The sequence below is a fragment of the Pokkaliibacter plantistimulans genome (assembly GCF_003194385.1).
Classification (GTDB): domain Bacteria; phylum Pseudomonadota; class Gammaproteobacteria; order Pseudomonadales; family Balneatricaceae; genus Pokkaliibacter; species Pokkaliibacter plantistimulans.
This window is the reverse complement of record NZ_LAPT01000009.1, coordinates 36402-54972: the sequence shown is the minus strand read 5'-3', so window position 1 is coordinate 54972 and position 18571 is coordinate 36402. Positions and strand designations below refer to the sequence as shown.

Below are 18571 nucleotides of genomic sequence, written 5' to 3'. Positions count from 1 at the left end.
TTTTCTTGTCTCGGCTGCCTCGATAACGTTTTTCAACAGCCTGCTAAGCCATCTGATCCTGATTAGCCACGGTAGTAACGCTGTGGCACAAAAGGCATCGCGGCAACGGTCATCTTCAGGGGTTTACCACGCACCATAGCAAAGACCTCACTGCCAACAGCTGCGTACTCGGTGGCAACGTAGCCCATGGCTACCGGAACCTGAGCCGTCGGACCAAAGGTACCCGACGTCACCTGTCCAATGACCTTGCCATCCGCATCCACCAGCTCAGTGCCTTCCCGTACAGGGGCGCGACCTTCACCTTTCAGTCCAACGCGCTTGCGTGACACTTCTTTGGTGCGAATCTGCTCGAGAATGGTTGCCGCTCCGGGGAATCCACCTGCACGCTCACCGTCCTGACGACGTGACTTGGAGATTGCCCACAGCAAGCTAGCTTCGACAGGCGAGGTGGTGGTGTCAATGTCGTGGCCGTACAGGCACAAACCTGACTCCAGGCGCAGTGAGTCGCGTGCGCCCAGACCGATAAAAGCCACCTCTTCATGCTTGAGCAGCTCGCGAGAGAAACGCTCGGCATCAGCGGCAGGCACGGATATTTCGTAGCCATCTTCACCGGTATAGCCAGAGCGGCTAACCATGCACTCAATACCCAGCAACTCATAGACGCCAGCATCCATGAACACCATTCTGGCCAGTTCAGGATTGATGCGCGCCATTACCTCGGCGGCTTTCGGCCCCTGTATCGCCAGCAAAGCACGATCATCAAGCACCTCAATGGTCGCCTGCTCGCCAATATGACTGCGAAGATGAGCAATATCCTGATCTTTACAGGCGGCATTCACCACAACGAACAGATGATCACCGAAATTGGCAACCATCAGATCGTCAAGGATGCCACCCTGATCATTGGTAAACAGTGCATAACGCTGCTTGCCCAGAGGCAAGTCCTGAATATCTACAGGCACCAGCTGCTCAAGCAACGACGCCGCTTGCGGGCCATGCAGCTTCAACTGCCCCATGTGAGACACATCGAACAAACCTGCTGCTTCGCGAGTATGCTCGTGCTCCTTTTTGACACCCATTGGATACTGGACAGGCATCTCGTACCCGGCAAAGGGAACCATCTTGGCACCTAACTCGACATGCAGTGCAAAAAGAGGTGTTTTCAGCAGGTTTTGTTCAGACATGACGTACTCCAGAGCAGCACCAGACAGGATCTGGTTCCAATCTTCTATGCACTTGCCTCAATTTTGAGATCCGTGCCCATTAACGATCTTTCATCAGCATTGACTGTGCTACGCATTCACTGCCAGCAGCACTTTGCAGAATGCACGCAAGCCTAAGTCTAGTTGAGGGAGAACTCAACAGCATCACGTTCACTATTGGAAACTCAATCAACCAAAAGTGATCAACATCCAGCGATGGAGAGGCATTCTAATATGAGCCCAGGCGGCCAAATCATTAATTATGCTAATGCTTCTATTAATCCATCCCCCTGCAGCAACGTTGAGCACTCCCCTATACTGCCATCTCATCAGAGCACACTGAGCAGATTAGTACTGATGATTGAACTACTGCAGATGCGGCAAGTTTCCAATAGGAAACTTACTTGAGCATCAGACCTGCCGTACCGATTGTCATTATCAGCACTGCAATAAGCCTCACAACCACCCCAAGTAAAGAGATGCAGCCATCTTTCTATCCCGAGAGGCAGCAACTATGCAGGTGGTACCGCATGGAAAGTGAGGCACAACCATAAAAATCTGGCTCGCGCTGCAGGAATCAGTAGCAGAGCCACCCGTAGCACAGGCACAGAGCGTATGTCACTTAGCGTGTTTGATCTGTTCAAAATCGGCATTGGCCCCTCCAGCTCCCATACCGTGGGGCCCATGTGGGCAAGCTTTCGCTTTATTCAGGAACTGAAAGACCGCGATGTTTTTGCCAGCACCGCTCGTGTCGATGCTCATCTCTATGGTTCTCTGGCCCTCACAGGCAAGGGCCATGCAACGGATGTAGCCACCTTACTGGGTTTGATGGGGGAACGCCCCGACCTGACAGACCCCGATCAGGTCAACCACCGGATTGAACTGCTACGCAGCTCGGGTGCGCTGATGCTGGGCGGAGAGCGCCCGATTCCTTTTAACGAGACAGATAATCTGGTGTTCCATTTCACCCACTTTCTCGCCAAGCATCCTAACGGCATGGAGCTGAGAGCCTTCGACAGCGCTGGCATCATCCTGCACCAACAAACCTACTATTCAGTAGGGGGCGGATTTGTGCTGTCTGAACCAGAAACAGAACAAAGCAGTGAAGACCGCACCCGCCGGGACGATGACGTACCCTACCCGTTCCGTAACGCACAGGAACTGCTGGCCCTGTGCAAAGAGCACAAGATGACACTGGCGCAGCTGGTACGTGAAAACGAAAAGACCTGGCGCAGTGAGGACGAGTTTCGTCAGGGTGTGCTGAACATCTGGCAGGTCATGGATAACTGCATCCGTCGGGGCTGCAAGGAAACCGGTGAGCTGCCGGGCGGGCTGAAAATCAAACGGCGCGCCGCCAAGCTTTATAAAGAGCTGACCGAACGCCCGGAAGCAGGTTTCAAGGATCAGTTGACCGTCATGGACTGGATCAACCTCTACGCCATGGCCGTCAATGAAGAGAATGCAGCAGGCGGGCGTGTAGTGACGGCGCCAACCAATGGTGCTGCAGGCGTCATCCCGGCGGTACTGGCCTATTACGACCGCTTTATCCCCAACTCCAATGAAGAAGGCATCATCAACTTCCTCACGGTCGCCGCGGCCATTGGCATGCTGTACAAACGCAATGCATCCATTTCTGCAGCTGAAGTAGGCTGTCAGGGTGAAATCGGTGTCGCCTGTTCCATGGCCGCAGGTGCACTTTGCGCAGTACTCGGCGGCACGAATGAACAGATCGAGAATGCCGCTGAAATCGGTATGGAGCATAACCTTGGCCTGACCTGCGACCCCATCGGTGGTCTGGTGCAGGTCCCCTGTATCGAGCGCAATACCATGGGTGCTGTGAAGGCGATCAATGCGGCTCGACTGGCGTTGCGTGGGTCAGGTGAGCATCACGTTTCTCTCGACAGCGTGATCGAGACCATGCGCCAGACGGGCATGGATATGCAGGCAAAATATAAAGAAACCTCCACCGGCGGCCTGGCCGTCAATGTCGTCAACTGCTGATCTCATGCATCTGGGGACGTGTGCTCAAAAACATGCCCCCTGCAACCTTTATCCGCGTTAGAGGCCATTTCATGTCAGACAATATCGCTGCGTTTTTTACCCAGTCACTGACGGAAAGTGATCCGATCCTGCACCAGGCACTGTCTGGTGAAGGTCACCGCCAACAGGATCAGATTGAACTGATCGCCTCTGAAAATCTGGTATCACAAGCCGTGCTTGATGCCCAGGGCAGCCTGCTGACCAATAAATATGCCGAAGGCTATCCGAGTAAGCGTTACTACGGTGGCTGTGAATACGTCGATATTGCTGAAGGTCTGGCCATTGAGCGGGTGAAAAAACTGTTCGGCTGCCAGTTCGCTAACGTTCAGCCCCACTCAGGCGCACAGGCCAATGGCGCCGTCATGCTGGCACTCCTGCAGCCCGGCGACACCATACTTGGCATGGCACTGGATGCCGGTGGCCATCTGACTCACGGCGCGCGCCCCGCCCTCTCAGGCAAGTGGTTCAATGCCGTGCAGTATGGCGTGAGAGAAGACAACCATCTTATCGACTTTGATCAGGTTGAAGCGTTGGCACTGGAACACAGACCCCGCCTGATCATTGCTGGAGCCTCTGCCTATCCCCGTGTACTCGACTTTCCTCGATTCAGGGCTATCGCTGACAAAGTAGGCGCCATACTGATGGTCGATATGGCCCATATCGCCGGTTTGGTTGCCACTGGCCATCATCCCAGCCCATTCCCTCACGCCCATGTTGTCACCAGTACCACGCACAAAACCCTGCGTGGTCCGCGCGGCGGACTTATCCTCACCAACGACGAAACGCTGGCGAAAAAGATCAACTCCGCCATTTTCCCCGGCTTACAGGGTGGCCCTCTGATGCATGTTATTGCAGCGAAAGCTGTCGCCTTCGGCGAAGCACTGCGCCCGAGCTTTACCGGCTATATCGAAAAGGTGATTGCCAACACCCAGGCACTGGCCGATGTCATGCTGGAACGCGGTTGCCAGCTGGTATCAGGGGGAAGTGACAATCACCTGCTGCTGGTTGACCTGCGCAGCAAAGGACTGACCGGCACCGCGGCAGAACAGGCACTGGAGCGTGCAGGTATCACCTGTAACAAGAATGGAATTCCTTTCGATCCACAGAAGCCTACGGTGACCTCAGGCATTCGTCTGGGCACACCGGCTGGCACTACACGTGGGTTTGGTAGCAATGAGTTTCGTCAGATCGGCCACTGGATCAATGACGTACTGGATGCGTTGCATCAGAACCCTGAAGGTGACGATGCCACTGAGCGACGGGTGCGCAGGGAAGTCCAATCCCTGTGCAAACGCTTTCCTATATACGACTACTAATTAGCGGGAAAAACCGGATAATAGCGGGAAAATTTTTCCTTTAATCAACTTTTTCAATAATGACGGTCAGAAATAGACCGTATTTAACCCATAGGAAAAGAAAATGAGTCAGATTCCAGCCAACCTGCTTTACACCGATACCCACGAGTGGATTCAGGACAACGGCGACGGCACCGTCACCATCGGCGTTACTGATCATGCTCAGGAACTGCTTGGTGATGTCGTTTTCGTTGAGCTGCCAGAAGTAGGCCGCGAGCTGGCTGCCGGTGAAGAGTTTGGTGTTATCGAGTCTGTAAAGGCAGCGTCTGATCTGTACGCCCCCGTCTCTGGTGAGGTGGTTGAAGTCAACGATGCGTTGAACGACAGCCCTGAACTGACCAACAACGAGCCTTATGCCGAAGGCTGGATCTTGAAAGTATGCCTGAGCAATGCTGATGAATTGTCTCAGCTGCTCAGCGCTGACAACTATACTCAGGTTGTCGAAGACGAAGCTCACTAAGAATGCAGCCAGCGATCGCGTGAGCAGAAGCCGCCAGGGCCGTTCTTCAAGCCGTGTGGCCGATGCGCAACCGATCATGAGCATGTCCTATTAGAAAGCTCGCCATTCAACATGCCAAGGAAGGCAAAACACCCTGAAGAGAGCGCCCCAGCTCATCTTCAGGATACTCGGTGAAATCTCAGCGGAACCTCCGATCAGGCTTTACCGAAAACCATTGGGCTTCGGGCCGGGCTACCGACCCAGCAAATTGACCTTTTTACGGTTGTCCGGGCTATCCCACTGATACAGGGAAGCACTTCCGGCCACATTGCGAGAAACAGGTACTACGATGAGCACCCTAAGCAACCAGAGTCTGCAGCAGTTAGAGCAGCACGACGATTTTATTCAACGTCACATTGGCCCCTCTGCCACTGACGTCAATGCCATGCTGGCCAGCCTCGACCAGCCTTCCCTGGAAGCCCTGATCAACAACACCGTGCCTGCCAGCATCCGTCTGCAGACTCAGCTCAATCTGGGTGACAGCAAAACGGAAGAGGAAGTGCTGGGTTACCTGCGCAGCCTCGCCGACCAGAACATCGTCAACAAGTCCTACATCGGTATGGGCTACTACGACACTATCGTGCCCCCTGTCATTCTGCGTAACGTGCTGGAAAATCCGGGCTGGTACACTGCCTACACTCCTTATCAGCCCGAAATTTCCCAGGGCCGTCTGGAAGGTCTGCTGAACTTCCAGCAAATGGTCATCGACCTGACTGGTATGGAGCTGGCCAACGCCTCTTTGCTGGACGAAGCCACTGCAGCTGCCGAAGCCATGGCACTGTGCAAGCGCTCCAACCGCCTGAAGACCGACAAGTTCTTCGTGGCCTCCGACGTGCACCCGCAAACCATCGATGTGCTGGCCACCCGTGCCAAGTACTTTGGTTTCGAGCTGGTTGTAGGCAATCCCTACACCGAACTGGCCAGTCAGGAAGTCTTTGGTGTGTTGCTGCAATACCCCGGCAGCACTGGTGAAGTGCACGATCTGGAATCCCTGATCAAACAGGCCCACAGTCAGAAAGCATTGGTTTGCGTAGCCGCAGACCTGATGAGCCTGGTGATGCTAAAGTCTCCCGGTGAACTGGGCGCAGACGTCGTTGTCGGCTCTGCCCAGCGTTTCGGCGTCCCCATGGGCTTTGGTGGTCCACACGCCGCGTTCTTCGCGACCAAAGATGCCTACAAGCGCACCATGCCCGGCCGCATCATCGGTGTTTCCATTGATGCCCGTGGCAAGATGGCCCTGCGTATGGCCATGCAGACCCGCGAACAGCATATCCGCCGTGAGAAAGCAACATCAAACATCTGTACCGCACAGGCGCTGCTGGCCAACATGGCAGGCTTCTACGCCACTTTCCACGGCCCTGAAGGTCTAAAGAAAATCGCTGGCCGCATTCACCGCCTGACCTCCATTCTGGCGCGCGGCCTGCAGCAGAAAGGCATGGCTCTGCTACATGACTCCTGGTTCGATACCATCACTGTGGTTGCTGGTGAGAAGCAAGACGCACTGTACCAGGCAGCACTGGATGCAGGCATCAACCTGCGTAAGCTGGATAGCGACAAGCTGGGTATCAGCCTGGATGAGCGCAAGACTGCTGCGGATGTTGCGGAACTGTTTGACGTTCTGCTGGGCGCTGGCCATGGTCTGAACGTCACCGATCTGGATGCCAGTATTGTGACTGACAGCTATACCGGCATTCCTGCCGCCTATCAGCGCAGCAGTGCCTTCCTGACCCATGAGACATTCAATCGCTACCATTCCGAAACCGAAATGCTGCGTTACCTGAAGCGTCTGGAAAACAAGGATCTGTCACTGGTTCACGCCATGATCCCGCTGGGCTCCTGTACCATGAAGCTGAACTCCACCAGCGAAATGATGCCTGTGACCTGGAACGAATTCGCCAATATCCACCCCTTCGCACCGAAAGATCAGACACGTGGCTACCATGCCATGATCAAAGAGCTGGAAGACGCACTGGCAGAAATCACCGGCTATGACGCGGTTTCCATGCAGCCTAACTCAGGTGCTCAGGGTGAATACGCCGGTCTGGTCGCCATTCGTCGCTACTATGCCAGCATTGGTCAGGATCACCGTGATATCTGTCTGATCCCCAGCTCAGCACATGGTACCAACCCTGCCTCTGCTGCCATGGCCAATATGAAAGTGGTTATCGTCGAGTGCGACGAACAGGGTAACGTCGATATCGCTGACCTGCGTGCCAAGGCAGAAGCCCACTCTGCTGATCTGGCCTGCATCATGATCACCTACCCTTCTACTCACGGTGTATTCGAGGAAGACGTGGTGGAAATCTGTGACATCATCCACCAGCACGGTGGTCAGGTGTACATGGACGGCGCCAACCTGAATGCGCAGGTAGGTCTGTCTCAGCCCGGCAAGTTCGGCTCAGACGTTTCTCACCTCAACCTGCACAAGACCTTCTGTATCCCTCACGGTGGTGGCGGCCCCGGTATGGGACCCATCGGAGTGAAGAGCCATCTGGCCCCCTTCCTGCCCAACCATGTGGTCAACAACATTGACGGTCTGGAAGTGGAAGGCAACACCGCGATTTCGGCTGCGCCCTTTGGCAGCGCCCTGATCCTGCCCATCTCCTGGGTATACATCAAGCTGATGGGGGCTGCTGGCCTGCGTCAGGCAACCCAGCTGGCCATTCTCAACGCCAACTACGTCATGAACCGTCTGGCACCGCACTACCCAGTGCTGTTCCGCGGCAAAAACGGCAACGTGGCGCACGAATGCATCATCGACATTCGTCCGATCAAGGCAGCTTCCGGTATCAGCGAAGAAGACATCGCCAAGCGTCTGATGGACTACGGTTTCCACGCTCCCACCATGTCCTTCCCTGTGGCAGGCACACTGATGATCGAGCCTACCGAGTCTGAATCGAAGGCCGAACTGGATCGCTTCTGTGATGCGATGATTGCCATCCGTGAAGAGATTGCCAAGGTACAGGAAGGTGTCTGGTCTGCGGAAAGCAACCCGTTGGTACTTGCTCCTCATACTCTGGGTGACCTGACCGATGGCTGGGAGCGCGCATACTCTCAGGCTGAAGCGATCTTCCCCAAAGGGGTATCGCCCACCAGCAAATACTGGCCAACCGTGAACCGTATCGACAACGTCTACGGTGACCGTAATCTGGTGTGCTCATGCCCAAGCGTTGACAGCTATCGCTGATAACGCGGGCAACCCTTCTGCAGCAACATGATCGTTACAGAAGAACCACCCCAGTAAAAGCAAAGCCCGGCAGAGATGCCGGGCTTTGTTGTTTCATGATGACAAAACTCACTCATCCTTTCAGGACAACAGATCGTAGTCACGGAATTTATCAGCCAGAAAGCGGCTATGAGCCTCAATGGCGTTGATGTCTTCACGATGCAGGATATCGATAACCTTTAACGTCTCGTCCTGAAGCAACTGTAATTGCTGACCAAATAAGTCACTGCTGGTTTTCCCCTCTTTGACTATATGCAATCGCCGGTACGCTGGAGGGAGATTCAGATAGTGCTGAATAGCCGTTGGCAGGTAATCCGTCACAGTTTGGGTTACGAAATGGACCAGAAAGGGTGAAGCATTGAACTCAGCGGTCTTACCGATGACATAACTGAGGTTATCGCTCAATTCCTGCAGCAAAGCAGCCAGTCCAGGCGTCAACCTGGGTTTCACCCGGCGTGTCATTTTCTGCAAAGCGTCCTGCAGCTGTTCTTCTTTTTGCGACATTTCCTGCCGCAGGTCCCAGGTCTGAGAGCGCGGCACCCCCAGAGCACCAACGCCATACAGCCCCAGTACGATGGCCAGCCAGTAATCGGCAATAATGCCCCCGAAATAAAGCGCCATACCGATGATGCCCAGCAGGCAACCTGCAATATTGCTGTTGGAATAGAGATAGCGCCACGCCCGGTCCGACACTTACTGATATCCCCTGATCGCTTTGAATACCTGCACCAGATCCTGTTTGCGTGCATCAAAGGTACGCCCACCAGTGGTACTGGCGATAGCTTCCATTTCGTCATTGCTGGCGCTGCCAAACAGTATGGGAAACACTCGCACTCGCTTCAGATAGGCCGGTGCCGATTGCCACCATGACCGCCAGGCAGTGAAGTCAACGCCCTGGTTATTCTGCCCATCGGTCATCAGCACGATGGTGTAGTAACGCTGCGGGTCCTGCCGATACTGCTCGTCGATGTCCTGATAGGCTCTCAGCAAAGCATCATAAATGGCCGTACCTCCCTGCGCCTCCAAACCCGCCACCGTGTTGCGGATGGCCATCATGTCGCCACTGTCCTGCCGCACATCATGGATGGCAAAGCTATGCTCATCACGTACCTGATTTGAGAAGGGAATCAGCGTTAGCTGCTCACGGGCACGAAAACGTGCGAACTTCCCACTCAGAGTGGTATCCACGCCAGTCAGGTTGGTCACTGCTGCGCGTAACTGAGCGATACGTTCACCCGCCATGCTACCCGATACATCCAACACGAACAGCGATGAGGACGGCACACGATTCTGGTCAAGGAACATGAACAACGCCTGATCAACCGTCTCCAGCGTGCCGGGGAACGGAAGTTCAATCAGCCCGCTCCTGAACTCGCTGGCGAGTTTGACCTTGCGATTGACTGGCCTGCGGAAAGTCTTTTCCTGAATCAGAGCCTGAAAAGCCTCAGAGGTCAGATAGGTCACCAGACGGTTATAGGCTTCACGCTTGTCGGCCTTCAGCAGCATCAGCGGATAATCTGCCGTGACAATACCCTCCTGCGGATACAGCAAGAGCAGTGGCTCCTGTAACTCACCGGACTGATTAAGCGACAACAGCACACTTTCGTAGTTCACCAAGCCATCAAAGTGCTGCTGCTCCTGGACATAACGGTCAGCCAGCCAGCCTGAGCTGCCAGAGCGTCCGGTATTACCCTTGAAGAACGCCTGCAGTAACGTCTGATCCACATTCGCAAAATCAGGCTGCGCCGGATTGGGCGAAAACGCCGCCAGCAAACCAAACAGCGCAGAAAACCCACTGTTGGACGCAGTGGCATCGGTCATCATGAAGTCCAGCTTGCCCGCACTGGCCTGTTCGGCCATCTGCCGCCAGGTGACAGGGGTCTTATCATCCCACCCAAGGCGGGCAGCCACAGAGCGCTTGATACCCATCACTACCGGCGACAGCATGATTTTTTCCTGAGCGACAATCAGCCTGCTTTTCGCCTGCTCCTGTGTCAACGCGATATATTTGCCATGGCTGAACCAGGCCAGATCATAACGGCTGTCATGCATCAAACGATCGGCACCATCCAGCGTGCCAATATAGTCAAATGCCAGCTGCACACCCGTTGCATCACGGATCTGCTCAAGATAGGGCTCCAGATCCTTGAGCTCCGATCCCGCCAGCACATGCATCACCTCCGTGTCCTGCTTGTTGCAGGCTGTCAGTAACAGCAGCACAAACAGGCTGATCATCAAACGCATGACCACCACCATATCTCCTCCTACAGACTCAGCTCAGTAGCATCCTTGCTCTCCAATGCAGCCACCGCTGCGCTTTGTCGCTGCTCAGACATATATTGCTTGGCCTTGCCAACCTCGGCTTCCAACACGCCGATGGTTTGTTTCATCGTGTCCAACGCCTGAAGTTTGTAGTTATTGACGTTGTCGATGGATTCGTAAATATCACGGAAGGCCGCTTTCAGCGCCTCAATCTGCACCGCAGGTTCAGCGGCCTGCCTGGCCACTTCACTTCCCTGCTGCTTGAGCAGTGCGGCAGTTGACTGAATCAGGCTGCTGGTCGTGGTGTTGAGTGCATTGATCTGGTCAAGCACGAGCTTCTGGTTCGCCAGCGCCTGTGCCGTCATCACGGCATTGCGCAACGCCTGAATGGTGGTGGTAGTAGCACGATCAACGCCCTTCACCAGCTCCAGATTATTCTTGCGCACCACATCCAGCGACAGATAGGTCTGCACGTTGACAGCCAGATTGACCAACAAATCCTGCACTTTCTGCCTGACGTAAAACAGCATTTCCTCCTTGACGATGCGTGCCTTCTCCGGGCTTTGCGCCTCAATCTCGGCAATGCGCCTCTCCAGCTCTTCATCAATACGTTTACCGAGAAAAATGTACTGCTCAAGCCTGGACATCAATGTCCACAACGTGGCCCGTTCCTGCTCGATAGCGGCATTGTCTTTACGCAATTCGTCCTGACCATTCAACAATGCCTGAATGATGCCATTGAGGTGTGTTTGCGCACTCTGATAACGCTGGAAGTAATCACGCAGCTTGTTGCCAAAGGGTATTAACCCTAACAACTTGCGAGGTTCGAGCAGGTTACCCTGACGGCTGGGATCAAGCTCCTCACAGGTATTGCGCAGATCAACCAGCGCGCCCGCGACAGGAGACTTGTCATCCATCAGCCCCTGATTAATGGCATTAACAGGACGCTCCATCATGCGATTGGAGACTGAAACCGCAGTACGAAGCTCGGCATTCCCCATACTATGAATGGCCGACACCCGCTCCTTGAACTCGGCGGAGTCAGCCTCGGCACTGACAACCGTATTGACGAAGCCAACCACACGCTGCTCCAGATCGGCCCGTTGCTCTGCCGAGAGCGGCACCATGCCATAGGCTTCTTCTGCGGCGACAGCCGCAACTGCTGCAGGCGGTTGTAATGGGGTATGGCTCATAGCTGACTCCTGTCCGTTGCCTGAGGATTATTGATATGCCGACTCAATACGCGAGATGACTCTTTCGATCACTTCGTAGCTGGGCGGCTCTATGACATCAATGAAACTGGGGGCCAGTTGCAGCCCCAGCGATTTGACCTGCTGATCGAAGTAATCTCGCTGGTCATTACGAAAGCCATGAATGTTGGCCAGCCGCTTTAACTCCGGATCATTCTGCAGCAGCTCACCCAGCTTCCTGCCCCCTTCCGTCAGCGCCAGAAACACATGCTTGGAGAAGATCTCCGGTTGCGGATAGAGCAACGCTGCCTGGGGTGGCAAGCCTCCCTGCTCGGCATGGGCAGCTCCGATGTACTGCGCCTCATAGATGAACAACAGCGGTGTGTGCCCCATGCCCATCACCAGATAGTCGTCGAACGGTACCTGCGAGCTGCTTTCAACAAAGCCCTGATCAACAAACAACTGCTGGATTGTCGGAAACAGGCCATCGACCGAGGCACTGTCGGTGACTACCTGCTGCTGGTTAATCAGATACGCCATCAGCGCCAGATACATGGCCGCCGAGTTGCTTTTGCGCACATCGGTCGTTTTGATCAGGATCTGTCGTGACGAGGGATAACTGCGGTTGCCGGGCAGATCGGACCAACGCAACTGGTGTTTGAAGGCATCGAGGTAAGCCCTCATGTTCAGCACTTTATAACTGCCCTGAGATTGCACCAGCCCAGCCTGCTCCAACACTGCCGTGATGGGTTGCCAGGTAGCGATGGCCATAGGAGCGTAGAAAGGGGTGAAAGCAACCGCTTTCGGTCTCTGCTGCCTGATCAGCGCAGCAGCAGGTGTCCCGGCCGGGAAAGCAAAATCGACTTTATCCAGATCCGGGTGAGTTGCAATCTGGCGCGAACCAGCTTGCCGGGCGTCCACCACTAAACCGTGCTGAGCTAACACAGCGATGACCTGAGGGTCCTGAAAGAATGGCAGTTTTTCACTGCCCGTCAGCCCGACCACATGCAGTTGTTTACGTGCGGCCCACTGATCACTGGCAGAAAACCAAATACCTATACCGACCAGCACCAGCAATACCATTGCCAGTAGCGGGCCAAACAATCGCTTCATCTTTCGCCCTACCTTCCGTGTAACTCAGCGTTCAGACAATTTATTGCATAAATATTTCAAAATTGTGTCAAAACAACCTGTACACAGCAGTGCCTCGAAATTCTACCCAAATATAGGAAGCAATTCAGAGACAGGCGGAGAGATATGCCATTGCTAGCCACATTTGCCCATAGCGTTAATCCCCATCAGGTGAATGATGTCGTGAATGTGACAGCGATGGCCGTGATTATGGGCAGGTCCATTAGCAACTTTAAGATGGCTCCGGGTTGAATACTTATTAACCCTGAGTTGAGGATTCGTACCTGAAGTGTATTGATTAGGACTCCGACAGCAGCTACGGCGGCGCCGAATACCGCCTCTCCCGATAACAGATTCTTCGCCCTCCGGTCTGGTTTGCTGTAAGGCACCGCTGACCCTGTTACGCACCAACCAGCCGGATGGCGTTGACTGCCCGGCTGCGCCTGGCCGAATAAAGAACACAAGTCCACCTTCCAGTTCTGTGAGAACGGCGCCAAAACCGTTACCTGGGAAGCCACCTCCAAACGTGCCCCCCCGGAGTACTTCGCCCGTCATCCTGTCGCCACCCTGCTGAATCGCTCCGGCTATGAGCTGCGTTTAACCCATCCGATGGCCTGTGACCGTGCCTCCGATACCAATCAGCCCGTCAGCTGGGTGGACGCCTTTGCGGATATCGGCAAACCCTGCGCAGTCTGGCCCCTGACTCGGTGGCGTTTTATACCTCTGGCCGAGCCTCCAACGAGGCCGCTTATCTCTATCAGCTGTTTGCCCAGCCTTCGGCACCAATAACTTTCCCTACTGCTCCAGCATGTGCCACGAGCCCGCCATTGCCCCTGGTACCGCCATTGACGCTGATCCGTACCGGGGTGCATAGCCCGGCACTAACCTGCAGCGATGGTGGCAATCCGATTACCGGGCGAAGCCTTTTCAACCTTGATGGCGACAAATTTCGAGGTGGGCGTGAACGTGCGGTCACCATAGCTCTCAAGCGGCACCAGCGGATTGGTTTCGGGATAGTAGGCCGCCGCCTGCCCTTCCGGGATGTCATAGGCCACCAACTGGAACCCGCTTACCCGCCGCTCCTTGCCGTCTTCCCACAGGGATACCAGATCCACCTTGTCTCCCGGTGCAAAGCCCAGCCGCCGAATATCCTGCTCATTAACAAATACCACATCACGCAGCCCAAACACGCCACGATAACGGTCATCCAGTCCGTACAGGGTGGTGTTGTACTGATCATGAGAGCGTATAGTTTGCAGAATCAGATCCGGCTGATCACCCCGCTCCGTCACCCGCTCGTTGACCAGCTGTCCGGGCAGGGTCGTGGCGGTAAACTGCGCCTTGCCGCTGGCCGTTTTCCAGAGACGCTGCGCGGCGGTGTTCCCCAGATAGAAGCCGCCGGGCTTTTGCAGGCGAAGATTGAAGTCCTGAAATCCGGGAATGGTATCAGCGATCAGGTCACGGATGCGGTTGTAGTCTTCCAGCAGCCAGTCCCAGTCAACCGGATGGTTACCCAGTGTGGCTTTAGCGATACCGGCAATAATGGCAGGCTCGGAGCGCAGCTCGACTGAATGGGGCGGCAGCTGACCAAACGACAGATGTACCATGCTAAACGTGTCTTCAACGGTAATGCCCTGAACACCCTCCACCTGCATATCGATTTCGGTACGCCCGAGGCAAGGCAGAATCAGCGAATCATGCCCGGTAACCAGATGTGAACGATTGAGTTTGGTCGCAATATTGACGGTCAGGGCACATTGTCGCAGGGCATCGTGGGTTCGTCGGGTGTCAGACGTGGCCTGGGCAAAGTTGCCACCCAGACCAACAAATACCTTGGCCCGCCCCTCCTCCATCGCCTGAATGGCCCGCACGGCATTGTGTCCGTGGGCACGCGGCACCCTGAGCCGAAAGCGTTGCTCAATCGCATCCAGCAGCCATGCGGGCGGCTGCTCATCAATGCCCATGGTTCGATCACCCTGCACATTACTGTGGCCACGCACAGGCGACAGACCTGCTCCGGGTTTACCCACATTGCCGCGCAACAGCTGCAGGTTGATCACTTCCTGAATCGTCGGTACGGAGTGACGGTGCTGTGTCAGCCCCATCGCCCAGCACATGATGACACGCTCGGCCCGACAGTAGATGCGTGCAGCCAGCTCGATATCCGCCAGCGTCAGCCCTGACTGTGCCTCAATATGCTCCCACGGAGTGGCATCCACTTCAGCCAGATACCGCTGCAGCCCCGAGGTGTGCTTGTTGATGAAGGCATGGTCAAACACGGCAGGAGCCCCTGTCACCTCCGCTTCACGCTCCCACTTCAGCAGGAACTTGGCCATGCCGCGGAACATCGCCATATCCCCGCCCAGCGCAGGCCGAAAGTAGGCACTGCTGGTGGGCTCAGAGCGATTGCTGAGCATTTCCAGCGGATGCTGCGGATGCTGGAAGCGCTCAAGACCCCGTTCCTTCAGCGGATTGATACACACCACCTGTGCACCGCGTTTGACCGCTTCACGCAGCGGCTCCAGCATGCGGGGGTGATTGGTCCCCGGGTTCTGACCGATAACAAAGATGGCATCAGCCAGTTCCAGATCGTGAAACACCACCGTGCCTTTACCCACCCCGAGGGTCTCCTTCATGCTGACACCACTGGCTTCATGGCACATGTTGGAGCAATCCGGGAAGTTGTTGGTGCCGTATGCTCGGACGAATAGCTGATAAAGAAAAGCCGCCTCGTTGCTGGCCCGACCGGAGGTGTAAAACTCGGCCTGATCAGGTGACTCCAGACGATGCAGATGATCGGCGATCAGGGTAAAAGCGTCATCCCAGCTGACAGGGACATAGTGATCGGTAGTACGGTCATATTTCATCGGCTGTGCCAGGCGCCCCTGATACTCCAGCCAGTAATCCGTCTGCCGGGCCAGCTCACTGACACTGTATCTGGCAAAAAACGCCTGGTCCACGGAGCGCCCGGTAGACTCCCAGTTCACCGCTTTGGCGCCGTTTTCACAGAACCTTACCAGAGCACTTTCACTGGATTCTCACCAGGCACAGCCCGGGCAGTCAAAGCCGTTGCTCTGATTGGTCTTGAGCATGGCCTTCAGGTTCTTGAAGGCATTCTCACTGCCTAACCAGCTTTTGGTAACGCTTTTCAATGCGCCCCATCCTGCCGCCGGGCCACCATAGGGACGAATATGACCTTTTTCATTCATCTTGATATCTCTGCGATTAGGCCATTTACGTTTCAGCTCAACTTTAATTGAGATCCAATTAACGCTTTGGCTCTGTTTCTATGGAAAGGGAATTATTGAGGCGCAGACATAAAGAGAAATAAGCCATATTCAAATGCCTTGTTAAAAGGACAAATAGCGATTAGGCCTGGATCTTTTTACGTCGCATCGATTCACGGATCGCCTGTATTAATAGCCTACGACCAGTAATGAGCGGCCGTCCAATCGAAAGTAATGACGGCATCATTGATGGCGTCTATCAATAAGAGTTACGGAAAAATAAAACGACCCAAAAACAAATCACTTCAATTCATGATAGATAGCCTTTATTACTCAGTCAGCTTTTTCGATTTGACCTGTTACAGGATTAATCAAACAATTCCCGAACTAAAGGCTGTATTCAGTGTGATACGTGATATTCCACAAAAAAACGACCGGCAACACGGAAAAGGGGTACTGAATGAGCATCATCCGGCATGCACTGGTCGACCCTTTTCAGCGTCAGATCGACTACCTGCGGCTTTCTGTCACCGACCGCTGTAATTTCCGCTGTGTGTACTGCATGGCTGACGATATGCGCTTCCTGCCCAGAGAACAGGTGTTGAGTCTGGATGAGCTGGCACGTGTTGCTGAACGCTTTGTCGCTCTGGGCACACGCAAGATATGCCTGACCGGCGGAGAGCCTCTGATCAGGCAGGGTATTGTTGACCTCTGCCGACGTATAGCCCGTCTCGATGGCCTCAAGGAACTGTGCATTACCACCAATGGAGCGCTGTCGCCCACGCTGGCCACCCCGCTGTTCGATGCCGGTGTCGACCACATCAATATCAGCTTTGACAGCCTGAATCCCTCACTGTTCAGGGCCATGACCCGCACTGGCGACCGGGATCAGGTGATTGCCGGTATTGATGCCGCTAAAGCAGCGGGCTTCCGGCATATCAAGCTCAATACGGTGGTCATGCGCGGCCGCAACGATACTGAGGTCAATGAGCTGGTCCGGTTTGCCATTGAACGCCAGCTTGATCTGGCCTTTCTCGAAGAAATGCCACTGGGCACCATCAGTGATCACCAGCGTGGCGACACCTATTGCTCCAGTGATGAGGTAAGAGCCCGCATTGCAGAGCAATTCAGCTTGATGGCGGCAACGGACAATACTGCCGGGCCAGCACGGTACTGGCGCATAGCAGAAGCACCTGACATACGTATCGGCTTTATCTCCCCCCACAGCCACCATTTTTGCAGTAGCTGCAATCGCGTCCGAGTGACGGCCGAAGGTCGGCTTCTGCTTTGTCTGGGCAATGAGCATTCTCAGGATCTGCGCGAGGTATTGCGGAGCGCGCCTGGCGATGATGCTCTGCTCGATAACGCCATCATCAGTGCCATGGCCAACAAACCATATCGTCATCACTTTGAAGTCAATAACGAGGTGCAAATCGTCCGTTTCATGAACATGACCGGCGGTTAATCCCAGCGCAGGCACCCGATTATGATCGTTGCACCCAAGCCCAATTTCATCAGTATACTAACCACCCTGCGTGGCTCCATCGCCCGGAAGATAGCCGTACAGATTGTCATGGTAACCCTGCTGGCTTCGCTGATTGTCTATATCGAAGGGCAACACCCGCAGTTCTTTTCTCACTTCAGTGCCACTCCTTTCACCTTGTTGGGTATTTCCCTCTCCATCTTCATGAGCTTTCGCAATAACGCCTGTTATGACCGCTGGTGGGAAGGCCGGAAAGCCTGGGGCAAGGTGCTGGTGGAGGTGCGCTCTTTTATCCGTGAAAGTGTCGTTATCACCGACCCGGCTACACGAGCCTCGTTGCTGTCAGCGTTGTGCGGCTACACCCACGCACTCAATGCCCGTTTACGCAATGAAGATGAATTCGAAGCCGCACGTGAGTGGTTATCCTGCCCTGAAGCAGAGTATGGCATTCACGTCAGCGCAGGCATTCTGCGCCAGATCGGCCATCGCTGCTCAGAACTAGCGGCGCAGCAACAGATCAGCGAATGGCGTTACATCACTCTCGAGCAACGCCTGACAGGGCTGTCTGAAGCTCAGGCTGTCTGCGAGCGACTCTAGTTCACGCCCTTGCCTTTCCCCTATACGTTGTTGCTGCACCGGACCATCTATCTGTTTTGCGTACTGCTGCCCTTTGTGATGGCGCAACCGCTGGGCTGGCTGGCACCGGTTTTCACCGCCATCGTCAGTTACACCTTCTTTGGTCTGGATGCCATCAGTGATCAGCTCGAAGACCCTTTCGGTCATGATGACAATGACCTGCCCACCGATGCACTGGTACGCACCGTGGAGCGGGAAATACTCGACAGTCTCGGGCACACCGAGCTGCCACCCGCTCTGGTGCCCATCGACCATGTACTGAATTGAATAGATATGCACACCGTTTGCCCTATTTGTGCAGAGCAACAAGCCCGTCGGCT

The 18571-nt window shown here is 54.9% G+C and carries 12 protein-coding genes and 1 pseudogene; 6 read left to right on the top strand and 7 right to left on the bottom strand.

What is annotated here, in order from left to right:
* Positions 1-62: 62 nt before the first annotated feature.
* Entirely contained in the window at positions 63-1184 is a 1122-nt protein-coding gene (gene gcvT / locus WH50_RS02955) for a glycine cleavage system aminomethyltransferase GcvT (RefSeq protein WP_110185951.1), read from the bottom strand.
* 633 nt (positions 1185-1817) lie between these two features.
* On the opposite strand from gcvT, the gene WH50_RS02950 reads away from it, so the two are divergent.
* The 4 genes from WH50_RS02950 to gcvP all read left to right on the top strand — a co-directional run bounded on the left by WH50_RS02950 (position 1818) and on the right by gcvP (position 8283).
* Positions 1818-3203, top strand: a complete 1386-nt coding sequence (locus WH50_RS02950) for an L-serine ammonia-lyase (RefSeq protein ID WP_110185950.1) — start codon at positions 1818-1820, stop codon at positions 3201-3203.
* Between the two features lie 71 nt (positions 3204-3274).
* Positions 3275-4558, top strand: coding sequence for a serine hydroxymethyltransferase (gene glyA / locus WH50_RS02945; protein ID WP_110185949.1), 1284 nt, complete (start codon positions 3275-3277; stop codon positions 4556-4558).
* A 103-nt stretch (positions 4559-4661) separates the two neighbouring features.
* Positions 4662-5057, top strand: a complete 396-nt coding sequence (gene gcvH / locus WH50_RS02940; protein ID WP_110185948.1) for a glycine cleavage system protein GcvH — start codon at positions 4662-4664, stop codon at positions 5055-5057.
* Positions 5058-5385: 328 nt separating this feature from the next.
* The gene (gene gcvP, locus WH50_RS02935) at positions 5386-8283 is read left to right on the top strand and encodes an aminomethyl-transferring glycine dehydrogenase (RefSeq protein WP_110185947.1); all 2898 of its coding nucleotides are present in this window, start codon (positions 5386-5388) and stop codon (positions 8281-8283) included.
* 120 nt (positions 8284-8403) lie between these two features.
* Here gcvP and WH50_RS02930 read toward each other — a convergent pair whose 3' ends face one another.
* From WH50_RS02930 to WH50_RS27215, 6 genes are all read right to left on the bottom strand, one after another.
* Positions 8404-9015 carry a hypothetical protein gene (locus tag WH50_RS02930; protein ID WP_110185946.1) on the bottom strand — a complete coding sequence of 204 codons (612 nt, stop codon included), beginning with the start codon at positions 9013-9015 and terminating at the stop codon, positions 8404-8406.
* Complete coding sequence (locus WH50_RS02925; protein ID WP_165838285.1) at positions 9016-10566, bottom strand: VWA domain-containing protein; 1551 nt, start codon at positions 10564-10566, stop codon at positions 9016-9018.
* A 20-nt stretch (positions 10567-10586) separates the two neighbouring features.
* On the bottom strand, positions 10587-11777 hold the full coding sequence (locus WH50_RS02920) for a toxic anion resistance protein (RefSeq protein ID WP_110185944.1): 1191 nt from the start codon (positions 11775-11777) through the stop codon (positions 10587-10589).
* Positions 11778-11804: 27 nt separating this feature from the next.
* Positions 11805-12887: a hypothetical protein gene (locus WH50_RS02915; RefSeq protein WP_110185943.1), complete on the bottom strand. Its 1083-nt coding sequence runs from the start codon at positions 12885-12887 to the stop codon at positions 11805-11807.
* A gap of 899 nt (positions 12888-13786) precedes the next feature.
* The gene (locus tag WH50_RS02900; RefSeq protein WP_341476819.1) at positions 13787-15925 is read right to left on the bottom strand and encodes an FdhF/YdeP family oxidoreductase; all 2139 of its coding nucleotides are present in this window, start codon (positions 15923-15925) and stop codon (positions 13787-13789) included.
* An 18-nt stretch (positions 15926-15943) separates the two neighbouring features.
* The gene (locus tag WH50_RS27215; protein ID WP_341476818.1) at positions 15944-16114 is read right to left on the bottom strand and encodes a hypothetical protein; all 171 of its coding nucleotides are present in this window, start codon (positions 16112-16114) and stop codon (positions 15944-15946) included.
* A 478-nt stretch (positions 16115-16592) separates the two neighbouring features.
* On the opposite strand from WH50_RS27215, the gene moaA reads away from it, so the two are divergent.
* The gene (gene moaA / locus WH50_RS02895; protein WP_110185941.1) at positions 16593-17597 is read left to right on the top strand and encodes a GTP 3',8-cyclase MoaA; all 1005 of its coding nucleotides are present in this window, start codon (positions 16593-16595) and stop codon (positions 17595-17597) included.
* Positions 17598-17618: 21 nt separating this feature from the next.
* Positions 17619-18518 (top strand): annotated as a pseudogene (locus WH50_RS02890) (bestrophin family protein).
* The last annotated feature ends 53 nt before the right edge of the window (positions 18519-18571 follow it).

Bases quoted from the DNA above. Each gene is read 5' to 3' on its own strand.
- gcvT (WP_110185951.1), bottom strand. From the start codon at position 1,184: ATGTCTGAACAAAACCTGCTGAAAACACCTCTTTTTGCACTGCATGTC.
- WH50_RS02950 (WP_110185950.1), top strand. From the start codon at position 1,818: ATGTCACTTAGCGTGTTTGATCTGTTCAAAATCGGCATTGGCCCCTCC.
- glyA (WP_110185949.1), top strand. From the start codon at position 3,275: ATGTCAGACAATATCGCTGCGTTTTTTACCCAGTCACTGACGGAAAGT.
- gcvH (WP_110185948.1), top strand. From the start codon at position 4,662: ATGAGTCAGATTCCAGCCAACCTGCTTTACACCGATACCCACGAGTGG.
- gcvP (WP_110185947.1), top strand. From the start codon at position 5,386: ATGAGCACCCTAAGCAACCAGAGTCTGCAGCAGTTAGAGCAGCACGAC.
- WH50_RS02925 (WP_165838285.1), bottom strand. From the start codon at position 10,566: ATGCGTTTGATGATCAGCCTGTTTGTGCTGCTGTTACTGACAGCCTGC.
- WH50_RS02920 (WP_110185944.1), bottom strand. From the start codon at position 11,777: ATGAGCCATACCCCATTACAACCGCCTGCAGCAGTTGCGGCTGTCGCC.
- WH50_RS02915 (WP_110185943.1), bottom strand. From the start codon at position 12,887: ATGAAGCGATTGTTTGGCCCGCTACTGGCAATGGTATTGCTGGTGCTG.
- WH50_RS27215 (WP_341476818.1), bottom strand. From the start codon at position 16,114: ATGAATGAAAAAGGTCATATTCGTCCCTATGGTGGCCCGGCGGCAGGA.
- moaA (WP_110185941.1), top strand. From the start codon at position 16,593: ATGAGCATCATCCGGCATGCACTGGTCGACCCTTTTCAGCGTCAGATC.